Origin of the sequence: Nonomuraea roseola, from assembly GCF_039535395.1 — a bacterium.
Classification (GTDB): Bacteria; Actinomycetota; Actinomycetes; order Streptosporangiales; family Streptosporangiaceae; genus Nonomuraea; species Nonomuraea roseola.
The window spans coordinates 4,479,580-4,503,495 of sequence record NZ_BAAAXC010000015.1 but is presented as its reverse complement, the minus strand read 5'-3'; the positions used below and the strand labels follow the sequence as shown (position 1 = coordinate 4,503,495).

The window sequence follows — 23,916 nt, the reverse complement described above, 5'->3', positions numbered from 1 at the left end:
GCTAGTGGCCACGGCTGAACCGCCTCTCCAGGAAGCGCTGGCCGACCGTGGCCACGCTGGTGAGCAGCAGGTACCAGGTGGAGGCGACCACCAGCAGCGCGATGACCTCGAAGTTGTCCAGGTAGATGCGCTGCGAGACGGTCAGCAGCTCGGCGCCCGAGATGACCGAGACCATCGAGGTGGTCTTCAGCATCGAGATGAACTGGTTGCCGGTGGGCGGGATGATCACACGCATCGCCTGCGGCAGCACGATCCTGCGCAGGATCTGCCGGTGCCTCATGCCCAGCGACTCGGCCGCCTCCCGCTGTCCCGGATCGACGGACCTGATGCCCGCCCGCACGATCTCGGCCATGTAGGCGCCCTCGTTGATGGTCAGACCGAGCAGCGCCGCGGTGAACGGCGTGATCAGCTCGTTGGCGGGCCACTGCAGGAACATCGGGCCGCCGAACGGGATGCCGATCCCGATCTCGGGGAAGACCAGGCCGATGTTGAACCAGAAGATGAGCTGGACCAGCAGCGGCGTGCCGCGGAAGAACCAGGTGTAGAGCCCGGCGGCGCCGCGCAGCACCGGGCTGTCCGACAGCTGCATGACCGCGGCCGTCACGCCGAGCGCGACCCCGATCACCATGGACAGCGCGGTGAGCGCGATCGTGATCCACAGGCCGCCGAGGATGCGGCCGTCGAGCAGGAAGCCGACGATCACGTCCCAGTGCAGGTTGGGGTTGACGATGATCGTGTAGGCCAGCCAGACCATGACGAGCGCCGCCACCGCCGCCGCGACCACCCGCCCCGGCCTGGACGGTTGCACCGCCTCGATCGGGAGCTCCATCATGCGCCGGTGTTGATCGTGACCTTGGCGACGGCGTTCGGCGTCGTGCCGTACTTCGCCAGGATCTTCCCGTACTCGCCGTTGTCGATGAGCTCCTGCAGCGCCATGGCGATGGCGTCGCGCAGGCCCGTCTGCCTCTTGTCCACGGCGATGCCCCAGGGGCCCGCGTCGTACTGCTCGGGCAGGACCTCGTACTTGCCGGTCTCCTTGGCGTACATGTGGGCCACGGGAGAGTCGACGATCGTGGCCACCGTGCGTCCCGAGTCGATGCTGAGCAGGCCCGTCGGAGCGTCCTCGCTCTGCATGATCTCCATCTTCTGGGCGCACTTGTCGTTCTGCCGCTTGCCGATCTCCAGGTTGGAGCTGCCCTTGGCCAGCACGACCTTCTTGCCGCACAGGTCGGCGAGGGTCTTGATCCCTTCGGGGTTGCCCTTGGCGACCATGATCGCGCCACCCGCGTTGAAGTAGTCGACGAAGTCGACGGCCTTGCGCCGCTGCTCCAGGTCGCTCAGCGCGGCCATGGCGATGTCCCACCTGCCGCCCTGCAGCCCCGGGATCAGGCCGTCGAAGGAGGCGTTGACGATGCGCGTCCTCAGTCCGAGTTTCGCGCCGATCGCGACGGCCAGGTCGGCGTCGACGCCGGTCATCTCCTGGGTGCCCGGCTTGTACATCTCCATCGGCGGATAGCCCTCCGAGGTGGCCATCCGCAGTTCGCCCGACTTCCTGACCGCCTCGGGCACGAGTTCCTTGGCGCTCTTGCCCGTCGAGGAGGGGGGTGTGGGCGCAGCCGTACCGGAGGTTGATCTCCCGCATCCCACGCTCAGTGCGCAGACCGCCGCCAGGGCGATGACCAGGTGTTTCCGCATGGGCCCATGGTGGTGAGCGGGCCGCGCGCCACCAAGGCCCGTGAAGGCATGCGGCTCTCAGCCACGAAATCTTCGAGGCTCGACCCTCTCAGGCATCGCGTCTGCCTACGCTCGCTCGTCATGAGCTTGGACATATGGCCCCAGACCACTGCGTGGACCGGAGGGGAGCTCCACCTCGGCGGCGTCGGCGCGGTCGAGCTGGCCGAGGTGTACGGCACGCCCGCCTACCTGCTCGACGAGGCCGATTTCAGGGCCCGCGCCCGGGCGTGGCTCGACGCGCTGCCCGACGGTGACGTCCACTACGGAGGCAAGGCCTTCCTCTGCCCCGAGGTGGTGCGCTGGCTGGACGAGCTCGGCCTGTCGCTCGACGTGTGCACGGGCGGCGAGATGGCCGTGGCAAGGGCGGGTGGCATGCCGCCCGAGCGGGTGGTCTTCCACGGCAACAACAAGTCGCCTGCCGAGCTGCGCCGCGCGGTGGAGTGGGGCATCGGCTGCGTGGTCGTCGACTCCTTCACCGAGATCGACAGGCTCGCGGCCGTCGCCGCCGAGCTGGGCGTCAGGCAGCGGGTGATGATCAGGGTCACGCCCGGCGTCGACCCCCGCACCCACGCCGCCATCGCCACCGGCGGCGAGGACTCCAAGTTCGGCTTCTCGCTGGCCGCGGGGCTGGCCGACCGCGCGGTGGCGAGGGTCGCCGCCGCGCCCTCGCTCGAGCTGTACGGCCTGCACTCCCACATCGGCTCGCAGATCGTCGAGCTGGAGGCCTTCGGCCTGGCCGCGGCCAGGATGGCGGAGTTCGCCGCCTCGACCGGGGTCACCAGGCTCGACCTGGGCGGCGGCCTCGGCGTCGCCTACACCCCTGGCGACCCCGCCCCGCCCACGCCCGCCGAGCTGCTGGCCGTCCTCAGGAAGGAGACTGAGGGGCTGCGCCTGGCGGTCGAGCCCGGCAGGTCCATCGCGGGGCCTTCCACGGTCGCGCTCTACGAGGTCGGCACCGTCAAGGGGCGCTACGTCAGCGTCGACGGCGGCATGAGCGACAACCCGCGACCCGGCATGTACGGCGCCGCCTACACCGCCGCCCTGGCCAACCGTCGCTCCGACGCGCCACTCAGCGAGGTGACCGTCGTGGGCAAGCACTGCGAGAGCGGCGACGTGCTGGTCAGGGACCTCCCGCTCCCCTCCGACCTGCGCCCTGGCGATCTGCTGGCCGTACCGGTGTCCGGCGCCTACCAGCGGTCGATGGCGGGCAACTACAACCACGTGCCACGGCCCCCCGTCGTGGCGGTCGCCGACGGCTCGGCCAGGGTGATCGTCCGCCGCGAGAGCGAGGAGGACCTGCTCAGGCTCTATCCGTAGGTCCCGAGCCGGACACGTGCCTGGAGAGGAAGTGCAGAGTCATCCTTTGCGGCGTCCGGTGCGTTACGGATCGGCTCCTGGGCATATGCGGGCCATGGCTGAGTTCCTGACCGATATCAAGACCATCCGCGAGCGCGCCAGGGCCGAGATCGGCAAGGGCCCGATCACCGACGCGTACGGCGCCGACCTGGAGCGTGTGATCCAGGTCTGCAACGAGGCGCTGGCGACGGAGATCGTCTGCGTGCTGCGCTACAAGCGCCACTACTACACCGCCAGCGGCATCATGGCCGAGTCGGTGGCGTCGGAGTTCCTGGAGCACTCGACGGAGGAGCAGGAGCACGCCGACAAGCTGGCCGCCAGGATCGTCCAGCTGGGTGGAGAGCCCGACTTCAACCCCGACACGCTGACCTCGCGCTCGCACTCGCAGTACGACGCCAGCCTCGGACTCTCCGAAATGATCAAAGAGGACCTGGTCGCCGAGCGCATCGCGGTCGCCGCCTACACCGAGATCGTCCAGTGGCTCGGCGACAAGGACGTGACGACGCGAAGGATCTTCGAGGAGCTGCTGGCGAAGGAGGAGGAGCACGCGGACGACATGAAGAGCCTGCTGGAGCGCATCCCCGGCTGACGACGCGGCCAGGGGCGGAGGCACGTGATCCGCCGCCCCTGGCTCCGGTGGCTCAGGCTTTGGGGGCTCGGGATGTGGCTGACCACATGCTCAGGCCGAGGGCCACCGAGTGCTCGGGCCTTTCCACCCGTGACACGGGGATGCCGAGCTCGGTGCCGAGCCGCGTGGGCAGGCCGCTCAGCAGCGCTCCCCCTCCCGCGAGGAACAGCCCCCGGCGCGCCACGTCAGTGGCGATCTCGGGCGAGCACGACTCGAGCACCCTGCGCACCGCGTCGATGATCGTCCTGACCGTCGGGTCGATCGCCTCATGGACGTGCACGGCCGAGATCGTGGCGTACCCCGTCCTGCCGGTGTCGGGATCGATCCCGCTCACCCGCAGGCCGCGGTGCCTCGGCGGCGCCCCCGCGCCGCCGATCTCCTTCTTCAGCGTCTCGGCGGTCCTGTCGTCGATCTCGAGGTCGTAGAGGCGGCGGACCGCGACCTTGATCGCCTGGTCCATCTCCTCGCCACCGGCCCGCCTGGAGACGCCTGCCACGACGGCGCCCAGCGAGACGGCCGCCACGTCCGTGGTGCCTCCGCCGATGTCCACGACCATGGCGGCGATGGGGTCGCCGGTGCCCAGACCCGCGCCGAAGGCGGCGGCCAGGGTGTTCTCCATGAAGGTGATCCTGCGGGCCTCGGCCTCGTAGGCCGCCTCCCACGCGACCTTCCGCTCGATGGGGGTGATCCCTCCGGGGACCGCGATGGTCATCCGCGGCCTGGCGAACGGATGCCCGTGCACTTTTCTCACGAAATATCGCAGCATGCGGCGCGCGATGTCGGGCTCGACGATCACCCCGTTCCTGACCGGCCGTACGGTCACCGACCCCGCAGGCGGCCGCCTCGCCTCAGACCCGTAGGCGACGATCCGTCCCGTCCTGGTGTCGAGCGCGACCACGGAGGGCTCGTTGACCATGATGCCGCGCCCTCGGACGTGGATCAGCGTGGTCGCGGTGCCGAGATCGATGGCCAGATCCCGGCCGAGGAAGGTGAGCATGGATTCAGTCCGTCGGACATTCCCCCTCTTCTCGCTCCCCATGGTGTAGTGCCTTGCCAGCAGGGCCTCGGCGCAACACCAACCCCCCGCCCCAAGTCGGCAAACCACCCCGCACCCACCCGAAACCTACGAGCTTCCTTCGCAGGCCCCGGCCCCTCCCCGGACGACTGGCCCCAGGCCATACCGGCCAGGGACGAACCGTCACGGAGGGGGGTCGAAGCATGTCCTGACGTTCGGTCAGGCGGCCCTGTGGACCTCCACCTCCCACAGCGAGTACCCGTAACGGGTGGCCCGCCGTACGCCCTGCATGCGGACGAACCTGGTGCTGTTGGGCGAGTCGATCCACACCTCGTCGACGCCGCCGTTACCTGCGCCCACCTCGGCGGCGGGCGTCCAGGTGACGCCGTCGGCCGACACCTCGATCCGGTAGGCCGAGCCGTAGGCGGCCTCCCAGCGCAGCACGACCTTGCCCACGTCCACGGGCTGGGCGAGCTCCACCTGGATCCACTCGCCGTCGGCCGCCCTGGACGACCATCTGGTGGCGGGGTTGCCGTCCACGGCCTTGGCCGCCTCGAAGACGGTGCCGCCCTCCACGCTGGAGGCGGTGGCGGGCCTGCCCTTGGCGAGGTTGTCCGCCGCCACCGGCCGGTGGACCTCCACCTGGAGCTCCTGCGTGACCGAGCCGAAGGTGAACGACAGCCTTTCGGTACGGCCCGCCGCGCCCGCCGGTGGGGTGATCTCGAAGGGGACGGCCACCTGGCCGCCCCGCGGCGCGGTGACCTCCTTCTGGGCGGGCGACACGGTCCAGCCCTCGGGCGCGGCCACCTTGAGCGTCTCGGTGACCGGCCTGGCCAACTGGGAGCTCACCACGACGGTGGCGGTGGCCTGCTGACCCGCCGACGCCACCAGCGTGCCGGGGGTGATCCTGAGCTCGGCGGCGGGCACGTCGGCGTAGCGCGGCACGATCTCGGCGATCTGCGGCTTGGCGCCGCCTGCCGTCCACGCCAGCCGTACGGCGTCGCCCGTCGTGTCGGTGACGTCCAGCTCGGTGTAGGGCCCCGTGAGAGAGCCCACTCCCTGCCACTGTCCGCCGGTCCTGACCTGTACCTCGGCGGCTCCCGTGCCGATGACGACGATCTTGTCGATCAGGCGCGGCCGTGACAGCGCGACCTGGAGGGCGTCGCCCTCGGCCGGAACGGCGGAGGGCGTGTAGACGGTGTCCAGGTTGCCGTCGACCGTGGCCTGAAGATCGCCCGCGGGGGTGCCGCTCGCGGTCAGCCTGGTCTCCGAGTCGTCCAGCGTGGCGACGGTGAACTCGCGCACGACGAGCCAGTTGTCCTGCGCGCCCGCCGAGCGGTAACGGACGTGGCGGGCGAGCGTGCCGGCGGGGGCCTTGAACCGGACCTCGGCGGTGGTGCCGCTGGTCAGCCTCGTCCAGGACTGACCGTCGAGGGAGTGCTCCAGCACACCGGAGCGGATGTAGTCGTCGGGGCTCGAGGACTTGCCCATCAGCAGCGCGATGTCGCCGATGGACTTCACCGCGCCCAGGTCGAGCGTGACCGCGTCACCCGTGCGCGGAGAGGAGGGGCTCCAGTAGAAGGTGTCGAGGTCGCCGTCGGCCATCAGCTCGGGCCCGTGCCCGGAGTAGACGCCGAGCGTGCTGGAGGCGGTGGCGCGACCCGAGCCGACCCCGAGCCACGCGTCGTACGTCTTGAGCGCGTCGATGACGAACCTGTCGAGGACGCCGTCGCCGATCTTGGGGTAGGTGGTGGAGTGGGGTTGCCGCACGTCCCTGATGGCCTTGGCGTCGGCGACCAGCCGGGTGATCTCGCCGCGGATGGCCAGCGCGCCCGCCCCGTCGTCCGCGCGGACCTTCTCGAGCAGGTCCAGCGACCTGACCAGCGCCTTCGTCCACAACCTGGTCGCGTCGAGCCACGACTCGGCCTCCTCGACGAAGGCCCTGTCACGCACGCCGCTCTCGATCAGCTCCGGCGCCTTGGCGTACCTCTCGGCGAGCTCGCGCAGCCCCTCGCCCTTCGCGATCGCCTCGGCCAGGACCGGTGACTGCTCGCGGTGCAGCGTGCCGTCCAGGGTGTTGAGGTCGGCGAAGTCGCGCAGCGCCCGCACGGTCGCCTCGTCGCCGCCCGCCCGCTCCGACAGCGCCCTCAGCCACGACTGCTCGGCGTCGTAGGCGTGGTCGTTCCAGCCGAACTCGCCGAAGGAGTAGAGCGAGATCTTGCTGACGGCCGCCTGGTTCATCGGGTTGGAGATGATGCCGACGAGGCTCTCGGACAGGCCGTTCTCCCGCCCGGTGTAGGGGGCGATCAGGAGCCTGCCCGGGGCGTAGTCGTTGACCGGATAGTTGTCCCAGACCAGGATCTTGTGGCCGAAGACCGCCTTGGCCTCGGCGGCGTCCCTCTTGAGGATCGCCGTCGGCACCACGCCCTTTCCGGTCCAGTGGACGATCACCTCGGGGCCGAGGTTGTCCCTGAACGCCTTCTTGTACGGCGTCTCCGTGGCGTTGTAATACTCGGTCGGCACGGTCTGCAGCGGCGAGACGTCACCCTTGCCGCGCACCCATTCCTGCACGGTGTTGAGCAGGTCGGTCTGCGCCCACCCCGGGCCCTTCGCCGCGTACCTCGCCCTGTCGCCCTCGCAGTTCCACCTGTTGGGGTCGATGTCGTCGAGCGCGACGTTGAACGACCTGCCGCCGAGAGCGTAGATCGCCTCGAACTTGGCCAGCAGCTTGTTCACGTCGTCGGCCGAGGTGTAGCAGATCGACAGGCCGGGCGAGATCGCGAACGTGAAGTCCACCCTGTTCGCCCTGGCGCGGCCGATCAGCTCGCCGAGCTGCGCCAGCTTGTCCTGCGGGTACGGATCCCGCCACCTGTCCCTGTGGAAGGGGTCGTCCTTGGGCGCGTACTGGTAGGTGTTCATCCGGTGCGCGCCCAGGTAGTCCAGGTGGTCGAGCCTGTCCTGGTGCGACCACGGCGTGCCGTAGAAGCCCTCGATCGAGCCCCTGTAGGCCATGGAGGGCCAGTCGCGCACGACCACGCCGGGGATCCTGTCGTTGCCCTGGCGCTGCCGGATCAGCTGGGCGAAGGTGAGCGCGGCGTAGTACGTGCCGTCGGCGTCGACGCCGTCGAGGGCGACGTGCTTGCCGCCCACGCCCTCGCCCGCGGCCAGGACGTAGCCCTCGGCGGGAAGCCCCTGGGACCCCTCCACGCCCAGCTTGTCGGCGCCGCCGCCCAGCCAGAGGGTGACGGGGGTCCTGGGGTCCTCGCCGTCGGTCGTCTTGACGCGCTTCACCCCTGCGGCTCGGAGCGCCTGCCGTACGACGGCCTCGGCCTGAGGGTCGCTACGGGTGGTACGGACCAGTCCGACGACCGGGCTGAGAGGGAAACCGTCGTCGCGGGGGGTGACCTGCTGGGGAGTCGGATAGATCTCGACGGCGTCGGCGTGCGCCGGGACCGGGGCGAACAGAGAAGAGGCCATGAGGGCAGTCGCAAGGATGATCAAAGCGGGACGTTTGGGGGGCACTCGTCCTCCTATGCTCAATCCACCCTTAAAGGGTGCAGGATTGCTCATATGAGATCACCCGGCTGCCCGTCCGGTCAATACTGGTACGGACCGGTTGACGCTCTCCTGACGGACGCTCCCCGAGCCGGCCGAGGGCGCGACCGCCCCCACAGGATCGACACGGCGACGCATACCGTGACGCCGCCCGCCACCCCCAGCTGGGTCGCCGGCGAGAAGGTCGGCGGCTCGTCCAGCCTCGGGCGCAACCAGCCCAGCGGGTCCTCCACCACCCGGACGTGCCGGCCGCGCGCCAGCTCCTCGCCGCACCCTGTCGTCTCGGTCAGCGTGTACGGCACCTCCGTGCCGTCGAGCCGCGCCACCCGGCACTCCCAGTCGGCGCCCCCGTCGTTCTCCCTGTGCTCCACCGCCACCACCACGACGTCGGCGCGCACGCCGTACGCCCCCATCGCCCCCTCGTACGCCGCGGACCCGGCGAACAGCAGGAGGGCGAAGGCGCCGAACATCGCCAGCACGCCGAGACCGTGCCGGTCGTGCGGCATCGACGTCACGATCCACGCCATGAAGCAGAGCAGCGTTCCCACGACGATGCCCGGCCAGAACAGCCAGGGGTTCAACGCCGCCCAGGCGCACACGATGACCGCGAGCGGGATGCCCACGGCCCACGCCCAGTCTCTCCTCACCTGCGCCTCCCTGCCTCGACTGCGATGCGCAGACCCTATACGTGGGCTCTCTCAGCGCGACGCGTGCAGGGGGTCGTCGGAGAAGCGGGCCAGGACGAGGGACTCGACGACGCCCACCACGGCGTACGCCAGGATCGACACCCCCGTGACGACCACGATGTCCGCCCACACCTCGTCGTAGCGGAACCCGCCGATCGCCCGGAGGATCTCCGCGCCGATGCCCTCCCCCGTCGCCAGCCATTCGGCGATGAGGGCGCCGATGATCGAGGCGGGCACGGAGATCCGCGCCGAGGCGAAGACGGCCGGCATGGCCGTGGGGATGGCGACCTTGCGCAGGACCGTCATGCGGCCGCCGCCGTACGCCATGACCAGGTCGGTGGCCTGGGGGGAGGCCGAGCGCAGGCCGAAGGCGATGTTCACCAGGGCGGGGAAGAAGACCACGATGCCGCCGATGACGGCGACGCCGACCAGGTCGCGGCCGAACACCAGGGTGATCAGCGGGGTCATGACGACCAGCGGCACCGAGCGCAGGAGCATGGCGACCGGCATGAACGTCTGCTCGACGGGCCTGAACAGCACGAACGTGACGGCGACCACGAGGGCGGCGATCATGCCGGTGGTGAAGCCGACCGCGGCGTCCCTGATGGTGATGCCGAGGGCGCCGGAGACCGCGTCGAAGCCCTCTGGGGTGGACAGGTAGGACCAGACCTGGGGCGGCCGCTTGCCGACCAGCGGGCTGATGCCGAAGACCTCGAGGAAGAGCCACCAGCCGGCGACGACGATGACGACCGAGGGGGACGAGGGGGCCGACGACCCGCACGATGGTGCGTCCGATCACGAGGCGGCCCTCCCGTACGCCCAGGGGGTGACCGCGCGGGAGGCCAGCGCGACGACCGCGTAGCCCAGGCCGGCGATCAGCCCTGCCGTCAGCGCGAGGCCCCACGTGCGCGGCACCTGGAACTGCTGCTGGGAGATCATGAGGGAGACGCCCAGACCCTGGTCGTTGCTGCCGAGGTACTCCCCGATGATGGCGCCGAGCAGCGCCGAGGGCGCCGAGATCTTCAGCCCCGCGAACGTGCTCGGCAGGGCGGCGATGACCTGGACGAAGCGCAGCTTGGCCAGACGGCCTCCGCCGTACACGGAGACGAGGTCGAGGCTTGTGCGGTCGGCCGAACGCAGGCCCAGCAGGGCGCCGATCAGAGTGGTGAAGAAGACCGAGATCGCGGCGAGGAAGACCACGGTGGCGTCGCCGCCGAAGACGACCAGGACGATGGGGCCGATGGCCAGCAGCGGGATGCAGTAGCTGATCACCGCGAGCTGGGTGGCGACGGCCTCGAGCTGCGGCACGAGCAGCACGAGGACGGCGACGGCGAGCGCGAGCCCGTTGCCCCAGAGGAAGCCCTGCACCGCCGCCCCGAGGGTGGCGCCGATGTTGGGCCCGTAGAAGGCCCAGCCGTCGGCGGCGATGCTCCGCAGCACCGCCCACGGGGTGGGCACGGCTCCACTTCCTGAGAAGACGGTCGCCGCTGCCAGCCACCACAGCGCGATCAGCGCGACGACGCCGGCCAGTCCGTGGACCCTCCTCATGAGGCGTGTCCGAACAGCAGGTCGCTGAGGTGGTCGTGGAGCGCGTGAAACTCGGGCGTGCGCATCATGTCGGGCGTGCGCGGCCTGGGCAGGTCGATCGGGACCATCTCGATGACCCTGCCCGGCCTGGGGCTCATGACGGCGACCACGTCGGACAGGAAGATCGCCTCGCCGATGCCGTGGGTGACCATCAGCGTCGTGGCGGGCTTCTCCGTCCAGATGCGCAGCAGTTCGAGGTTGAGCCGCTGCCTGGTCATGTCGTCGAGGGCGCCGAACGGCTCGTCGAGCAGCAGCACGCTGGGCTTGACGACCAGCGCGCGGGCGATGGAGACGCGCTGGCGCATGCCGCCCGACAGCTCGGAGGGCCTGGCCTTCTCGAAGCCTTCGAGGCCGACCAGCTTGATCAGGTCCTCGATCACACCTGGCTCGGGCTTGAGCCCGGCCACCTCGAGGGGCAGGCGGATGTTGGCGGCGACGCTGCGCCACGGCAGCAGCGCGGAGTCCTGGAAGGCGATGCCCAGGTGGTGGCTCCTGCGCAGCTGCGAGGGGGTCTCGCCGTTGACCGTGATCTCACCGGCGGTCGGCTCCTCGAGCCCCGCCAGGATGCGCAGGACGGTCGACTTGCCGCAGCCGGAGGGCCCCAGCAGCGAGAGGAAGGCGCCCTTGGGCGTCTCCAGGTCCACCTCGCTGATCGCGGTCAGGCCCTTGCCGAAGGTCTTGCTCAGGCCCTTGATGCTGAGGCCGCTCATGCCGGCTTCAGCGAAGGGTCGGCCTTGTAGACCTCGTTCAGGATCGACATGTCGAAGAGCTGCTCGGGCGTGATGTTCAGGCCGGCCTGGGCGAGCGAGGCGATGTTCTGCCCGATCAGGTTCTCCGTGATCGTGAACAGGCCGTTGGCCTTGGAGTCGGGGGTGACGATGAGCTCGTTCTGCATCTTGGCCTCCTCGGTCTGCTCCTTGACGTCGAGGTTCTGGTCCTTGCCGTAGACGGTGGCGGCGAGCTCGGCGGACTTGGCGGGATCGGCGACGGCGTCCTTCCAGCCCTTGATCTCGGCGGTGAGGAAGGCCTTGAGCTTGTCGCGCTCGTTGTCGATGGTGTCCTGCGTGACGGTGAAGGTCTCGGCGACCAGCGGCAGGCCGTGGTCGGCGAACAGCAGGTAGGCGGGGTCGTGGCCCTGCATCCTCAGGCGGACGGGGCCGCTGGTCACGAAGCCGATGTAGCCGTCGAGCTGGCCCGAGGTCAGCATCGAGGGGTCGGACTGGAACGGCACCCTCGTCACCTGCGCCGGGTCGAGCCCGTTGGCCTTGAGCAGGGCGTTCCAGACCAGCTCGTTGGAGTCCTGGACGCCGATCCGCTTGCCGACCAGGTCCTTGGGCTCCTTGATGGCGTTCTTGGAGAGGGAGACGACCGCGAAGGGGTTCTTCTGGAAGGTGGCGCCGACGATCTTCAGCGGCGCCCCCTGCAGGATCGCGGGGGCGGTGATGGTGGGCGCGGACAGGCCGATCCAGCACCTGCCGGTGGCCAGGCCCGACTCGACCGAGGTTCCCGAGCCGCCGCCGGACAGCAGCTCCACCTTGTCGAAGCCGGCGGCCTTGTAGTAGCCCTTGCTGTCGGCGAAGTACTCACCCGCGAACTCGACGTTCTTCTTCCACGACAGCTGGAGTTTCACCGAGCCGAAACCGTTGGCGGCATCGCCGCCGCCGGTGCCGGGGGTCTCGCCACCGCAGGCGGCCAGTCCGACCGCCAGACCCGCCAGGCCGGTCGTCCGCAGGAACGCGCGACGGTCGAAGGTAGCCATAATTCTCCTAGCGCCTGAAAGAACGTGCAGGTCAGGAAGGTATGCATCGATTATTACCATCGTGTGACAAGGTTTCGGCGATCGAGCCCGGCGCGCCATGGAGGGCGCATATCCCCTGCACCGCGCTGGAGGTCTCTACAGCGCCACCGCGCCAGGTCCGGAGCTTTCTCCAGGTGGCCGAGCCGTCAGGTAACGTCGATCGCGAAATGAGACTTGACGGAATTCCCCTTTGGGACGGTACCCAATACCGCGGCCCTGTCGACCTCACCTGGGAGCCCGACAGGATCGACGGCGTCAGGCCCGCCGCCCAGCGCCACGACGACCTGTGCGTGATTCCAGGCCTGGTCGACACGCACGTCCACCTCGTCGGCTACGCCGGTCATGGGGCGATGCCCGACTTCGCGACCTGGCCGCTGGTCACGACGCGCGACGAGCAGGTCCTGCACGGTGTGGCCCACGCCCAGCGGGCCATGCGCCACGGCGTGACGACGCTGCGCGACCTGGCGGGCGACGAGGCGCAGGTGGCGCTGCGCAGGGCGTTCGACGCCGGTGTGCTGCAGGGCCCTCGCATCCAGGTGCACGGCGTCGTGGGGATGACCGCGGGGCACAACGACCTGTTCGTGCCGCCTGCCGTACCTCAGAGGAAGCCGACGGCCGACGGGCCCGACGAGTGCCGCAAGCTGGTGCGCACGTGGGCGCGGGCGGGCATGGACGGGATCAAGCTCACCACCAGCGGCGGCGTGCTGTCGATCGGCGACAAGAACGGCTGGCGCAACTACACGCGCGACGAGATCAGGGCCGTCGTCGACGAGGCCCACGCGCTCGGCATGCTGGTGGCCTCGCACGCCCACTCCGAGGAGGGCATCAGGATCGCGGTGGAGGAGGGCGTCGACTCCATCGAGCACGGCACGCTGCTCAGCCACGACCTGGCCGAGACCCTCGCCGCCCGCGGCACCCCCGTGGCGCCCACGCTGCTGATCAACGAGGCGATCGCCGACGGCAGGGTGCCGGTGACGCCCGAGGCCATGGAGAAGGCGGCCGAGCTGGTGGCCAGGCGCAACGTGCTGCTGCGCGAGGCCGCGCGGATGGGCGTGCGGTTCGTGCTCGGCACCGACGCCAACGGCCATCACGTGCGGTTCGGCGACCAGTTGGCCGAGGTCGTCCACATGACCGAGATCCTGGGCATGGACGCGGAGTCGGCGCTGCGCGCGGCGACCTCCGACGCCGCCGACGCGATCGGCGCGCCGGTCGGCAGGATCGCCCAGGGGCTGGGCGCCGACCTGGTCGTGCTGCGCGGCCGTCCGTGGGAGCGGATCGAGGACCTGGCGACGGAGAACATCGTCGCCGTGGTCTCACGCGGCAGGCTCGTCGCGGGGGCTCTTCCCCGATCTGAGGGCTAGATAGAGGTCGGTGCGGTCGCGCATCGAGGCCATCCGCCTGCCGGTCAGCTCCTCGATGCGCTGCATGCGGTAGCGCAACGTGTTCACGTGCACGAACAGCTCGTCCGCCGCGCGCTGCCACGAGCCGCAGGTCTCCAGGAAGATGTCGAGCGTGCGCAGGAGCTCCGAGCCGTGCCGCGCGTCGTACTCCTCCACGGGCCTGAGCAGGTGGTCCCTGAACGACCTGCGCACCGCCTCGGGCAGCGCGGCCAGCAGCAGGTCGAAGGAGTCGACGTCGGCCGCCGACATGATCGACACGGGGCCCGGGCCGCTCCTGGCCGCCGCCATCCCGCGCCGCGCCGTCTCCAGCGCCGCGCCGAGCTGTGACACGCTCGCGGCCGGTTCGCTGATGCCCACGGCGATCTCCATGCCCGTCAGGCCGCGCAGCTCGTCGGCCAGGGTCCTGCGCGAGACCTTGCCGTTGACCAGGACCACCGCCTCCTCCGGCGTCCCGCCGACGACCAGATGGCGGCCCTTCCTCGCCAGTGCGGCGTGCAGGACGGCCGGCAGGTCGCTCCCCCTGCCGCCCACCACCAGCACCGTCGTCGGCAGCCCTGGATCGGCCCCGAGCAGCCGCAGGTGCGCCGAGACCTCGCCCGGCGCGAGCTGCTGGGTGTCGAGCAGGTCGATGAGCGCCTGTGCCCTGACCCGCTCGGCCCTGCGCTGCTCGGCGGCGAACGCCTCGGCGGTGACGGCCTCGGTGATGGCGCCGAACGACTGCTCGGGCGCGGCGAGCACGAGCGGGACCCTGCGCCTGGCGCAGGCTTCGACCAGCGCCTCGGGCAGCTCGCCGAGCACGACCAGGCCGACCACGAGCCCCGCCACGTCGGCCGCCCACAGCGCGTCGGCGAACAGCGCGCAGTCGCCGGGCTCGCGGTACCAGACGCCGCTGGTCAGCACGAGATCGCCTGGGCGCAGGTAGCGACGGGGATCGGGCAGGTCCGTCGTGTAGGCCCTCAGCACCTGCCGGTCCATCGCGCCGGTCACGGGCGTGAGCCTCATGTCGGCGCGCGCGAGCAGGTCGGCCACTCTCATGGCTGTTTCCCCAGGTCGTGTGGCGAGAGTTCGGAGGTTTGCACGATACCCGCCCTGCCGTCCCTCGGGTTTACTCGATCCCATGCGGCCGAAAGCTGAACTCCACCTGCACATCGAAGGCACCCTCGAGCCGGAGCTCGTCGTCGAGCTCGCCAGGCGCAACAGGGTCGAGCTGCCCACCTTCGACGTGGAGGCCATCAGGGCCCGCTACGACTTCGTGAACCTGCAGTCCTTCCTCGACATCTACTACGAGAACATGGCCGTCCTGCGGACCGAGCAGGACTTCTACGACCTGGCCACCGCCTACCTGAAGCGCTCGGGCGTGCAGCACGCGGAGATCTTCTTCGACCCGCAGGCGCACCTGATCAGGGGCGTGCCGCTCGAGGTGGTCTTCGGCGGGCTGAACGCGGCGCTGAAGGACAGCGACATCCCGGCCGCGCTGATCATGTGCTTCCTGCGCGACAGGGGGCCGGAGGAGGCTGAGGAGGTGCTCAGGGCGGCGCTGCCGTACAGGGAGCAGTTCATCGGGGTCGGGCTCGACTCGGCGGAGGTGGGCCACCCGCCCTCGCTGTACCGCAGGGTCTTCGACATCGCCGCGGGCGAGGGGCTGCACAGGGTGGCGCACGCGGGCGAGGAGGGCGGGCCCGACTACGTGTGGGAGGCGCTCGACATCCTGCGCGTGGAGCGGGTCGACCACGGGATCAGGGCGATGGAGGACCCGTCGCTGGTGGCGAGGTTGCGCGAGGAGCGGATCCCGCTCACGGTCTGCCCCCTGTCGAACGTCCGGCTGCGCGCGGTGCCCTCGCTGCGCGACCACATCCTGCCGGCCATGCTGGACGAGGGCCTGCTCGTCACCGTGAACTCCGACGACCCCGCCTACTTCGGCGGGTACGTCGAGGACAACTACCGGGCGCTGCGTGAGGAGCTCGGGATGAGCGAGGCCCAGCTCGACCAGCTGGCCCGCAACTCCTTCGAGGCGGCCTTCGCCTTCTAGCCCTTGCGCATGCGGTAGGCGCGCTGCTGGCAGGCGCGGGAGCAGTAGTCTCGCGGCCTGCCCTTACCCGTCTCGTCGAGAGCCTTCCCGCATACCGCGCATCGAATTTCGTCACGTATTTCATCACGAATGAGTGCCTCGATGCCGTCGAGCACCCGCTGCAGGCCGAACTCGAACGGGTCGAGAGGGGCGTCGTACCCGCCCTCCTCGTAGATGCGGCTCAGCGTCGGATACCTGTCCATGTGCTGGAAGAGCGAGTCGCGCGCACCCCACCACTCCTCGTCGCTCACGCCCGTGCGCCGCTCGGTGCGCGTCCGCTGAGCCATCTGCCTGGCGGCGCTCTCGACGAAGCCGCCGACGAGGGTCACCACGGCCACCACCTGCGCGTGCGGCAGCCCCGTCCTCGACACGACCTCCAGCGCCCACTCGAAGCCCGCCATCGCGTTCGGCCCCGGCACCCGCCTGGAGTGCGCGGCCTCGACCAGCCACGGATGGCGACGGTGGAGCGCCAGATCGGCGCGCGCCCACCCCTCCAGCTCCGCCCGCCAGCCGTCGCGGGGCCGCGCGCCCTTGCCTGCCGTCTCGCCCATCACCTCGTCGCACATGAGGTCGACCAGCTCGGCCTTGCCCGGCACGTGACGATACAGCGACATGGTGGTGAAGCCGAGCCGCTCGGCGACCCTCCGCATGGAGACGGCGGCCAGGCCCTCGGCGTCGGCCAGCTCGATCGCGGCGCGCACGATCCGCTCCAGGCTGAGGCCGCTCCTGGACCTCGCGCCCCACAGCAACTCGGTACTGCGCTCAGGATTACTCAATTTGACCTCCCACCCTGTCTATGCTGTATACCAGATGTGTACACCATACACGCGAGAGGACTCCCCATGCTTTTCGTTGATCCGGCAGGCGACGACTCAGGTCCCGGCACGCAGGAGCGGCCGTTCGCGACACTGGAGCGGGCCCGCGCGGCGGCCGAGCCCGGCACCGTGGTGAGCCTCAGGGCCGGCGTCCACCGGCTCACCGAGCCGCTCAGGCTCTCGGCCGCCGACTCCGGCGTCGTCTACCAGGCCCACGGCTACGGCACCGCCGAGCAGGAGAGCGTCGTGATCAGCGGAGGACGGCCGGTCACCGGCTGGCGCAGGGACGACGACGGCGTCCACAGGGCCGAGGTCCCCGGCCTCGCCACCCGCCAGCTCTACGTCTCGGGGCGGCGCGCCCCCCGCGCGGCCATCACCCTCGATCACCGCCTGACCAGGACCGAGATCGGCTACGTCACCGACGACCCCGCTCCAGGCTCGTGGCAGGGCGAGGTGGAGTTCGTCTACAGGGGCGCCTACCCCTGGTCCGAGGCGCGCTGCCCGGTGGCGCTGATCTCGGGCGACGACCGCTCGGCCACCGTCACCATGGCGCAGCCGGCCTTCGGCTGGGCGGCGCGGCTCTACCACTCGATCATCTCCTGGGACGGCCCTGGCGCCGGGGAGTCGAACGGCGCCGACGCCCCGACCTCCGCGGAGAACAGCCCCGCCTTCCTGACGGAGGGCTCCTTCGCACTGGCCGGCGGGGTCCTGCACTACCTGCCGCTGCCGGGCGAGGACCTCGGCGACGTGGTGGCGCCGGTGCTGGAGACGCTGCTGCACGCCGTGGACGTGCACGACGTCTCCTTCCTCGGCATCACCTTCGCCGACGCGACCTGGCTGCGGCCCAGCGCCCCCGAGGGTTTCCTGCACTACCACGGCAACGGCTACTACGACGGCGGCCTGCTCCAGACGGTCACCTTCGCCGAAGGACAGGGACAGGTCACCGTCCCAGGCGACCCCGCGACCATGCCCGGAAACGTGATCTTCGAGGGCGCCTCCCGGGTCACGCTGGAGGGCTGCAGGTTCACCCGCATGGGCGGGGTGGCGCTGGAGTTCCGCGGCGAAGGCGCGGACAACGTGGTGCGCGACAGCGTGGTCGACGACGTGTCGGGCGGCGGCGTGGTCATCGGCTCGGGCGCGCTGCGCCACCGGATCGAGAACACCCACGTCCACCACATCGGGCGCGACTACCACGGCTCACCGGCCATCCTGCTGTCCGGCACCCGCGACACCGTCCTGTCGCACAACGAGGTCAACGACGTGCCGCACGCGGGCATCGTGGTCTACGAGGGGCGCGGCGCCCAGGTGCTCGACAACCTGGTGCACGACACGATGCAGGTGCTGGCTGACGGCGGCGGCATCTACGTCTCGGGCAGCCAGGGCGTCTCGCGGGACACCGGTGCGCTGATCCGAGGCAACGTCGTCCGCGACACGATCACTCCCTACAACTTCGGCCTCTACACCGACTACGGGGCCGCGTGGGTCACCGTGCAGGGCAACGTCGTCCATCGGGCCGACGCACCCGTGGTGCTGAACGTGTCGCCGCCGCTGGAGCACGTCACCTTCACAGGCAACTTCTGGGACGCCGACCCCGGCCAGGCCCCTGAGGGCGTGACGCTCTCCGGCAACACGACCCTTGCCCAGCAGGCGTTCGACGACGACGCCGGGGTGGCCGCCATCGTGGCGGGCGCGGGCATCCGCCCTACGCCCTCGACAGCACGCGGTCGCTGACGAAGCAGAGCATGCCGTACTCCGCCGCCCTGCGGTGGGCGAAGTCGGCCAGCTCGGCGGTGTCGGCGTAGTCGAGCGCGTAGAGGTCCAGGTCGTACTCCAGGAGGTGCTCGGCCACCGTGGCGTGCACCTCCAGCACGTCGTCGGGCCACGGCGCGTAGGTCTCTGTGTCGACCCAGCGGGCCGAGAACGACTCGAACAGCACGCCGTCCACCAGCTCGGCCACCCTGGGCAGCAGCGCGAAGCCCCTGTTGGCCAGCAGGTAGTCGGGCCCCGCCTCCTCTCTGATCGCGGCGATGAGGGCGAGCAGGTGGGGCAGGTCCTCCGGGAAGGTCTGCTCGAGGTTGAGCGTGTCGAGGAAGAGCCCGGTGAAGCCGGTGGCGATCGCCGCCTTGGCCTGCTCCACCACGTGGGCGACCCAGCCGGGATCGCCCACGTGCACGAACGCGCCGCCCCAGTCGGGATTGCGCTCGGCCCGCTGCCATGGCGCGGGCGGGCCGACGTCCTCCGACAGCGACAGGTAGCCGAGCGTGTGCACGCCCTGGCCCTTGAGAACGGCCAGCTGATCGGGGGTGTAGAAGTCGGCCTGCAGGACGACCTTCTCGTAGGCGGCGAGGCGGTCGAGCCGTCCGTCGCCGTAGTAGAAACAGATCGGGGATCTCACGCGCGCTCCTTCAGCGGTAGTGCCACACGTCCTTGAGGCTGCCGGACATCAGGGCCAGCAGCAGCGACAGCAACAGCAGGCAGGCGGCGAGGAACAGCAGCACGTCGGCCAGCGGGCCCTCCGGCAGCAGCGGCCCCGCGCCCTGGTGCGCCAGCAGCGCCGCGCCCTGCGCCAGGCAGAGCTCGGCCAGCCTGCCCTGGTTGGCCAGCAGGAAGGCCACGAAGTAGGCGCCGCCGAGCACCACGTGGGCGGCGGCCATCACCACGCCCTGCAGGCTCACCTCGGTCATCGCCAGCACGGCGACGGTGAGGCAGGTCAGCGCGGCGAGGCAGCAGAGCAGGCCGCGCAGCAGCAGCCTGTGCCCCTGGGCGGTGAACTCCGCCGGGTAGCACACCTGCCTGATCACGCCCCGCACCGCCGACTCGAAGCGGTGCGCCCGCCATTCGAGCGCGCCCATCCCGAGTACCAGGCCCGCGCCCGCGACCGCCAGGTCGGGCCTGGAGACGACGTAGGCCGCCTCCGCCAGCAGCAGGAAGCCGGCTGTCAGCGCGCTGTAGACCAGCGCGAGCGCCAGGTCCGCGGTGAACTGTCCCCTGACCGGCCGCTCCGGCCTGCCGTGCCTGGTCAGCAGGACGGCCGCGCACGCCACCGCGCCGATGGACAGCACGCCCAGCGCCACGGCGACGAGCGCGACGACCGGCTCGCCCACGACCACGTAGCCGGCTCCCGCCACGGTGGCGGGCAGCATCAGCATCGCGAGCAGCCCCTCGCGCCGGTGGAACAGCAGGATCCCCGAGCACACCTGGAAGGTCAGCTGCGCGACGGCCAGCACGACCATCGACATCGGCCCCCACAGCAGCGCCGTGCCGCCCGCCACGATCACCCCGAGGACCAGCCCCCTGCGCAGCGTCATGGCCGCGGAGGCCGGCGCGCCGAGCCCGGTCAGCCCGTAGGCCAGCCGCGACAGCACCGAGCCGAGCACCCACCCGATCCCCGTCGTCACGACGAGGCCGGGCATCAGCGACTCGACTCCGACCAGCGCCGTCACGGCGGGCAGCAGCGCGGCGGGCATGGCGTAGAGCGGCCCGTGGACGAGCGAGCGCCAGGTGGTGTCGCGGCCGGCCTCGGCGGGCGGCGGAGGCTCGGCTCTGACGAGCCGCGCGTAGACGGTCTCGGCGAGGGAGAAGACGTCGGCATGGCCGTAGCGCTCGCGCGCCAGCTTGTCGTTGAGCCCCTCCGACTCCAGCGCCGCGGCCACCTGCAGCGGCTCGACCGCCCTGGCCAGCCTCGGCCGCAGCTGCTCGACCAGCTCGTCGATCGGCTCGATGATGATCTTCACGGCACGACTTCCCTGTAGACGTGGCGGTAGTCGGCGAGCGACTGCCGCAGCGTGAACCTCTCCATGACGCGCGACCTGGCCAGCGTGCCGAGCCTGCGCCTGAGCGGAGGGTCGGTCAGCAGCCGCAGCGCGGCCTCGGCGACCGCCCGGTGATCGCGCGGCGCGACGACGTAGCCCGCTCCCGCCACCGCCTCGGAGACGCCGCCGACGTTCGTGCACACCACCGGCCTGCCGCAGGCCATCGCCTCGACCACGGTGTAGGGGAAGCCCTCCGAGATGCTGGTCAGCGCCACGACGTGCCCGGCGTGGTAGGCCTCGAGCGGCGAGGCGACCCTGCCCTCGAAGATCGCCGCGCCCTCCAGACCCAGCTCGCCGACCAGCGCCTCGCAGCTCGCCTGGTACGACTCGTTACCGTCGGGCACACCTCCGAAGATCCGTAATCTCGCGTCGGGCAGCTTGTCCCTGACGACCGCGAATGCGCGGATCAGCGTGTGGATGTCCTTGAGCGGGTCGATCCTGCCCATGAACACCAGCGTCGGCGCCTCGGGCTCCCCCTCCGCCACGGGGAAGTCGTCGGGGTCCACGCCGTTGTACATCACCCTGATCCGCTCGTCGTCGGCGCCGCCCCTCAGCTGCCAGCGCTTGTTGTAGGAGGAGTGCGGGGCGATCCTGTCGGCGATGGCGTACGACGCGCCCGCCAGCCGCCTGAAGAAGCTCAGCAGCAGCACGCGTACGGCGTGCGAGGCCGGCTCCGTGAGGTACTGCAGGTAGCGCTCGCGCAGGTAGACGCCGTGCTCGGACAGGACGATCGGCGTGCCGTACCGCCATTTGGCCGCCATGGCGACCAGCATGCTCAGCCCGTTCATCGCCACGTGCGTCAGGTCGGAGCGGACGGGCGGCTCGGTGAGCGGGCGCAGCATGTGGCCGAGCAGATGGGCCGCGGTGATGGCGTCGGCCAGGTTGATGCCGTCCATGCGGTGGCCGTACCAGCTGTCCATGAGAAGCGTGAGCCCCCGCGCCCCGGTCAGCGCGCCGAGCAGGTCCTCGCACCGCGACAGGTCCTCGAGCGCGGCCAGGAAGGCGGCGCTGCCCTGCCCCATCACCGCGGGCGTGAGGATGAGCCGCAGGAACTCCGCGTAGGAGGGCGGGACGGGAGCGCTCCTCCTGCCCTGCTGCCGCCACAGCGGGAGCGCGGTCACGGTCGCGAGGTTGCCGGGCCGCTCCCACAGCGAGCGCTCGGTCCCGTCGACGGTCAGCGTGACGACGTCCCAGCTGTAGTCGGACATGCCGCGGATGAGCTGGTCCATCCACACGCTCACGCCGCCCATGGCGAAGGGGTAGGTCCCCTCCGAGACGAGCGTCACCCTCACGGACGCACGCTCGCGGGGAGCGTCACCGGCGTGCCGGCGCCGAGCGTGACCCTGGCGATCCTGTCGGTGCCGTACGGCGTGCCGCCCGTCCCCGCGTGCGTGACGAACACGCTTCCCGCCGTCGGGGAGGTGAGGGTGACCGTGCCCGCCTGCCGGTCGAGGACGGCGTCGACACCTGGCAGCGCCGCGAAGTGGGCGTCGCGGGCCTCGACGTGGGCGGCCAGCTCGGTCCAGGTCGGCGTGAGCACCGGCACCTTGTACAGGCCCTTGTACTTGTTCATCACGGCGTTGACCCAGTCGAAGACGAGGTTCGGCATGCCGCGCAGGTTGCCCTGGTGGAAGGTGTGCGCGTAGACCGAGCCCGACATGACGTGCTGCAGGCCGACCTCGCTCTCGTGGTGGAGGATCTGCGCGTAGGTCTGGTCGGCCGGCCAGTAGGGGAACCTGCCGCGCGGCCCGTAGTAGGAGTTGTAGAACAGCGTCTGCTCGGCCCTGGTCGTCACGTGGTAGGCGACGTTGGTGGGCCAGTCGGGCACCACGAGCAGCTCGGGCTGGAGCGGATGGCGGGTGCCGCAGTTGAAGCAGGAGGGCCGGTGGCTGCCGAAGGACATGTTGCCGTGCAGGTACTTCACCCCCGCCGCCTTCGCCGCCTGGAGCAGGTCGGGGTTGGAGGCGGCCAGGCCGTGGTCGGTGGGCGGGTCGATGTCGTTGGCGGGGTCGGGGTGATAGACGCCGAGCCCTGAGTACTCCCCCGTCTTCAGCACGGTCCTGTCGACGCTCAGCCCGAGCTGCTGCGCCCTGGCGAGGTTGTCGGCGATCTCGTTGTAGCTGGTCTGGTAGTCGGTGAAGTTCATCTTCGGGTGGGTGAAGGTGTGGTTGATCCAGGTGAACGCGCCGGCTCTGCAGCGGGAGTAGCTGGTCAGCGGGTCGGGGCTGAGCAGCGTGAGCACGCAGGTCTTGGGCGCGCCCGGGTTGGCCCCTTCGCCGTTGTAGGCCAGGGCCAGCCTGAAGTTCGCGGCGAGCGGGTTGTTCGCCCTGAAGCTCTGCTGCTGGTTGTAGGTGGCCTCGGCGTCGTTCCTGCTGATCCTGAAGCCCGGCGTGCTGTCGATCGTGCCGTCGGTCCTGAGATGGTCGGTGTGGGAGAACCAGTCGTCGACGTCCACGTTGAGGTAGTGGCGCCGCTCTCCCAGCATCACGCCCCTGGTCGCCCAGCGCAGCAGGCCGGGGGTGAGCAGGTCGGCCTGCGGGAGGTACTGGTTGGAGGTGAAGGTCAGCGCCATCCGCTCACGTCCGTCCGGCGAGGTGCTCCTGACGCCCAGTACGTCGCTGCCCAAGGTGAGGATCGGCTCCGCCTGACAGCCCTGCTGCACGACGCTGCGGTAGAGGTAGGACTGGCTGATCGGGACGGTTCCCTTCAGCTGGTCGAAGACGGCGGCGCCCGCAGGAGTGAGAGTGGCGTTGACCGGCGTGGCGCCGATGCCGCCCTCACTGCCTGGACGCAGGCAGTAGTCCTCGGGGAAGGCGCCGTAGGCGGTGTAGAGCGACACCTGCCGCACGCCGTGGTCGCGCTCGTAGGCCCACAGCGCGTTCCACTCCTCGGGGTCGAGCCCGCTGACGTAGCCGTCGCCGCCCGGGTGGAGCAGCGAGCCGTTGGTGAGCAGGATCGCGTTGTACGCGCCCGTGCCGTCCTGCCTGACCAGCGGCGGCAGGCTCTGCGACCTGCTCTCCACCACGTCGTACGGCATGCCGGCCCGATCGAGCGCCGCCTTCCAGGTGGCCAGGCCGAAGTCGGCGCCGTCCACCGCGATCACCAGCGCCCTGAGCGCGACCCTGCCAGAGGCGGTCGCGCGGGCGCTCGGCTCCTGCTCGACCTCGACCGCTCGCAGGTTCGCCTTGGGAAGTGGCTTGGCCTTCTCCGGCCTGGGACGCGCCACGTCCGACCGTTCGGGACCCGCGTGGGCGTGGGTCTCTTCGCGGGTCTCCCCCTGCGGCGGCTTCTGCGCGGCGATCGAAGGGGCGGGCAGCGCGGCGACGACGCCGATCGCGACCGGCACAAACCAGGCTTTTTTCACGATATTCCCCCTCTTGGTGGGTTTAAAGCCCGCGAGGCCGGTGACTTCTCGCTTGAGTGTGGGTTCAGAGGATTTCTCTTGGGTTTCTCCTCCATTTC

At 70.4% G+C, this 23,916-nt stretch carries 20 protein-coding genes; 5 read left to right on the top strand and 15 right to left on the bottom strand.

Annotated elements, in window-relative coordinates; genetic code table 11:
- Window position 1: 1 nt before the first annotated feature.
- On the bottom strand, window positions 2-832 hold the full coding sequence (locus ABFX55_RS44795; RefSeq protein WP_346129816.1) for an amino acid ABC transporter permease: 831 nt from the start codon (window positions 830-832) through the stop codon (window positions 2-4).
- Complete coding sequence (locus ABFX55_RS44790) at window positions 829-1,695, bottom strand: ABC transporter substrate-binding protein (RefSeq protein ID WP_346129815.1); 867 nt, start codon at window positions 1,693-1,695, stop codon at window positions 829-831. The genes ABFX55_RS44795 and ABFX55_RS44790 overlap by 4 nt, the downstream gene beginning before the upstream one ends.
- Before the next feature lie 120 nt (window positions 1,696-1,815).
- Here ABFX55_RS44790 and lysA point away from each other — a divergent pair, with 120 nt between their 5' ends.
- Complete coding sequence (gene lysA / locus ABFX55_RS44785; protein WP_346129814.1) at window positions 1,816-3,051, top strand: diaminopimelate decarboxylase; 1,236 nt, start codon at window positions 1,816-1,818, stop codon at window positions 3,049-3,051.
- A gap of 94 nt (window positions 3,052-3,145) precedes the next feature.
- The gene (locus ABFX55_RS44780) at window positions 3,146-3,679 is read left to right on the top strand and encodes a ferritin-like domain-containing protein (protein ID WP_346129812.1); all 534 of its coding nucleotides are present in this window, start codon (window positions 3,146-3,148) and stop codon (window positions 3,677-3,679) included.
- A gap of 52 nt (window positions 3,680-3,731) precedes the next feature.
- On the opposite strand, the gene mreB is transcribed toward ABFX55_RS44780, so the two are convergent.
- From mreB to ABFX55_RS44745, 7 genes are all read right to left on the bottom strand, one after another.
- The gene (mreB, locus tag ABFX55_RS44775) at window positions 3,732-4,715 is read right to left on the bottom strand and encodes a rod shape-determining protein (protein ID WP_346129811.1); all 984 of its coding nucleotides are present in this window, start codon (window positions 4,713-4,715) and stop codon (window positions 3,732-3,734) included.
- A 237-nt stretch (window positions 4,716-4,952) separates the two neighbouring features.
- Window positions 4,953-8,210, bottom strand: a complete 3,258-nt coding sequence (locus ABFX55_RS44770; RefSeq protein WP_346129810.1) for a beta-N-acetylglucosaminidase domain-containing protein — start codon at window positions 8,208-8,210, stop codon at window positions 4,953-4,955.
- A 119-nt stretch (window positions 8,211-8,329) separates the two neighbouring features.
- Window positions 8,330-8,935: a hypothetical protein gene (locus tag ABFX55_RS44765; RefSeq protein ID WP_346129809.1), complete on the bottom strand. Its 606-nt coding sequence runs from the start codon at window positions 8,933-8,935 to the stop codon at window positions 8,330-8,332.
- Between the two features lie 51 nt (window positions 8,936-8,986).
- Window positions 8,987-9,547, bottom strand: a complete 561-nt coding sequence (locus tag ABFX55_RS44760) for an ABC transporter permease (protein ID WP_346129808.1) — start codon at window positions 9,545-9,547, stop codon at window positions 8,987-8,989.
- A 222-nt stretch (window positions 9,548-9,769) separates the two neighbouring features.
- On the bottom strand, window positions 9,770-10,522 hold the full coding sequence (locus ABFX55_RS44755) for an ABC transporter permease (protein WP_346129806.1): 753 nt from the start codon (window positions 10,520-10,522) through the stop codon (window positions 9,770-9,772).
- The gene (locus tag ABFX55_RS44750) at window positions 10,519-11,271 is read right to left on the bottom strand and encodes an ABC transporter ATP-binding protein (protein ID WP_346129805.1); all 753 of its coding nucleotides are present in this window, start codon (window positions 11,269-11,271) and stop codon (window positions 10,519-10,521) included. The genes ABFX55_RS44755 and ABFX55_RS44750 overlap by 4 nt, the downstream gene beginning before the upstream one ends.
- Complete coding sequence (locus ABFX55_RS44745) at window positions 11,268-12,320, bottom strand: ABC transporter substrate-binding protein (protein ID WP_346129803.1); 1,053 nt, start codon at window positions 12,318-12,320, stop codon at window positions 11,268-11,270. Before ABFX55_RS44745 ends, ABFX55_RS44750 begins: the two co-directional genes overlap by 4 nt.
- A gap of 206 nt (window positions 12,321-12,526) precedes the next feature.
- Between ABFX55_RS44745 and ABFX55_RS44740 the strand changes: the two genes are divergently transcribed.
- On the top strand, window positions 12,527-13,720 hold the full coding sequence (locus ABFX55_RS44740) for a metal-dependent hydrolase family protein (protein ID WP_346129802.1): 1,194 nt from the start codon (window positions 12,527-12,529) through the stop codon (window positions 13,718-13,720).
- Here ABFX55_RS44740 and ABFX55_RS44735 read toward each other — a convergent pair.
- Window positions 13,673-14,794 carry a helix-turn-helix domain-containing protein gene (locus ABFX55_RS44735; protein WP_346129800.1) on the bottom strand — a complete coding sequence of 374 codons (1,122 nt, stop codon included), beginning with the start codon at window positions 14,792-14,794 and terminating at the stop codon, window positions 13,673-13,675. The genes ABFX55_RS44740 and ABFX55_RS44735 overlap by 48 nt on opposite strands.
- Window positions 14,795-14,876: 82 nt before the next feature.
- On the opposite strand from ABFX55_RS44735, the gene ABFX55_RS44730 reads away from it, so the two are divergent.
- Complete coding sequence (locus ABFX55_RS44730; RefSeq protein WP_346129799.1) at window positions 14,877-15,788, top strand: adenosine deaminase; 912 nt, start codon at window positions 14,877-14,879, stop codon at window positions 15,786-15,788.
- On the opposite strand, the gene ABFX55_RS44725 is transcribed toward ABFX55_RS44730, so the two are convergent.
- Window positions 15,785-16,603: a TetR/AcrR family transcriptional regulator gene (locus ABFX55_RS44725; RefSeq protein ID WP_346129797.1), complete on the bottom strand. Its 819-nt coding sequence runs from the start codon at window positions 16,601-16,603 to the stop codon at window positions 15,785-15,787. The genes ABFX55_RS44730 and ABFX55_RS44725 overlap by 4 nt on opposite strands.
- A gap of 66 nt (window positions 16,604-16,669) precedes the next feature.
- On the opposite strand from ABFX55_RS44725, the gene ABFX55_RS44720 reads away from it, so the two are divergent.
- A complete protein-coding gene (locus tag ABFX55_RS44720; protein WP_346129796.1) occupies window positions 16,670-18,373 on the top strand; it encodes a right-handed parallel beta-helix repeat-containing protein in 1,704 nt (567 codons plus the stop codon).
- On the opposite strand, the gene ABFX55_RS44715 is transcribed toward ABFX55_RS44720, so the two are convergent.
- From ABFX55_RS44715 to ABFX55_RS44700, 4 genes are read right to left on the bottom strand one after another with little or no spacing between them, the layout of a single operon-like run.
- The gene (locus ABFX55_RS44715) at window positions 18,345-19,037 is read right to left on the bottom strand and encodes a hypothetical protein (RefSeq protein ID WP_346129795.1); all 693 of its coding nucleotides are present in this window, start codon (window positions 19,035-19,037) and stop codon (window positions 18,345-18,347) included. The genes ABFX55_RS44720 and ABFX55_RS44715 overlap by 29 nt on opposite strands.
- 10 nt (window positions 19,038-19,047) lie before the next feature.
- On the bottom strand, window positions 19,048-20,376 hold the full coding sequence (locus tag ABFX55_RS44710; protein WP_346129794.1) for a hypothetical protein: 1,329 nt from the start codon (window positions 20,374-20,376) through the stop codon (window positions 19,048-19,050).
- Entirely contained in the window at window positions 20,373-21,746 is a 1,374-nt protein-coding gene (gene pelF / locus ABFX55_RS44705) for a GT4 family glycosyltransferase PelF (RefSeq protein ID WP_346129792.1), read from the bottom strand. The genes ABFX55_RS44710 and pelF overlap by 4 nt, the downstream gene beginning before the upstream one ends.
- Window positions 21,743-23,818: an Agd3-related carbohydrate deacetylase gene (locus ABFX55_RS44700; protein ID WP_346129790.1), complete on the bottom strand. Its 2,076-nt coding sequence runs from the start codon at window positions 23,816-23,818 to the stop codon at window positions 21,743-21,745. Before ABFX55_RS44700 ends, pelF begins: the two co-directional genes overlap by 4 nt.
- Window positions 23,819-23,916: the final 98 nt, after the last annotated feature.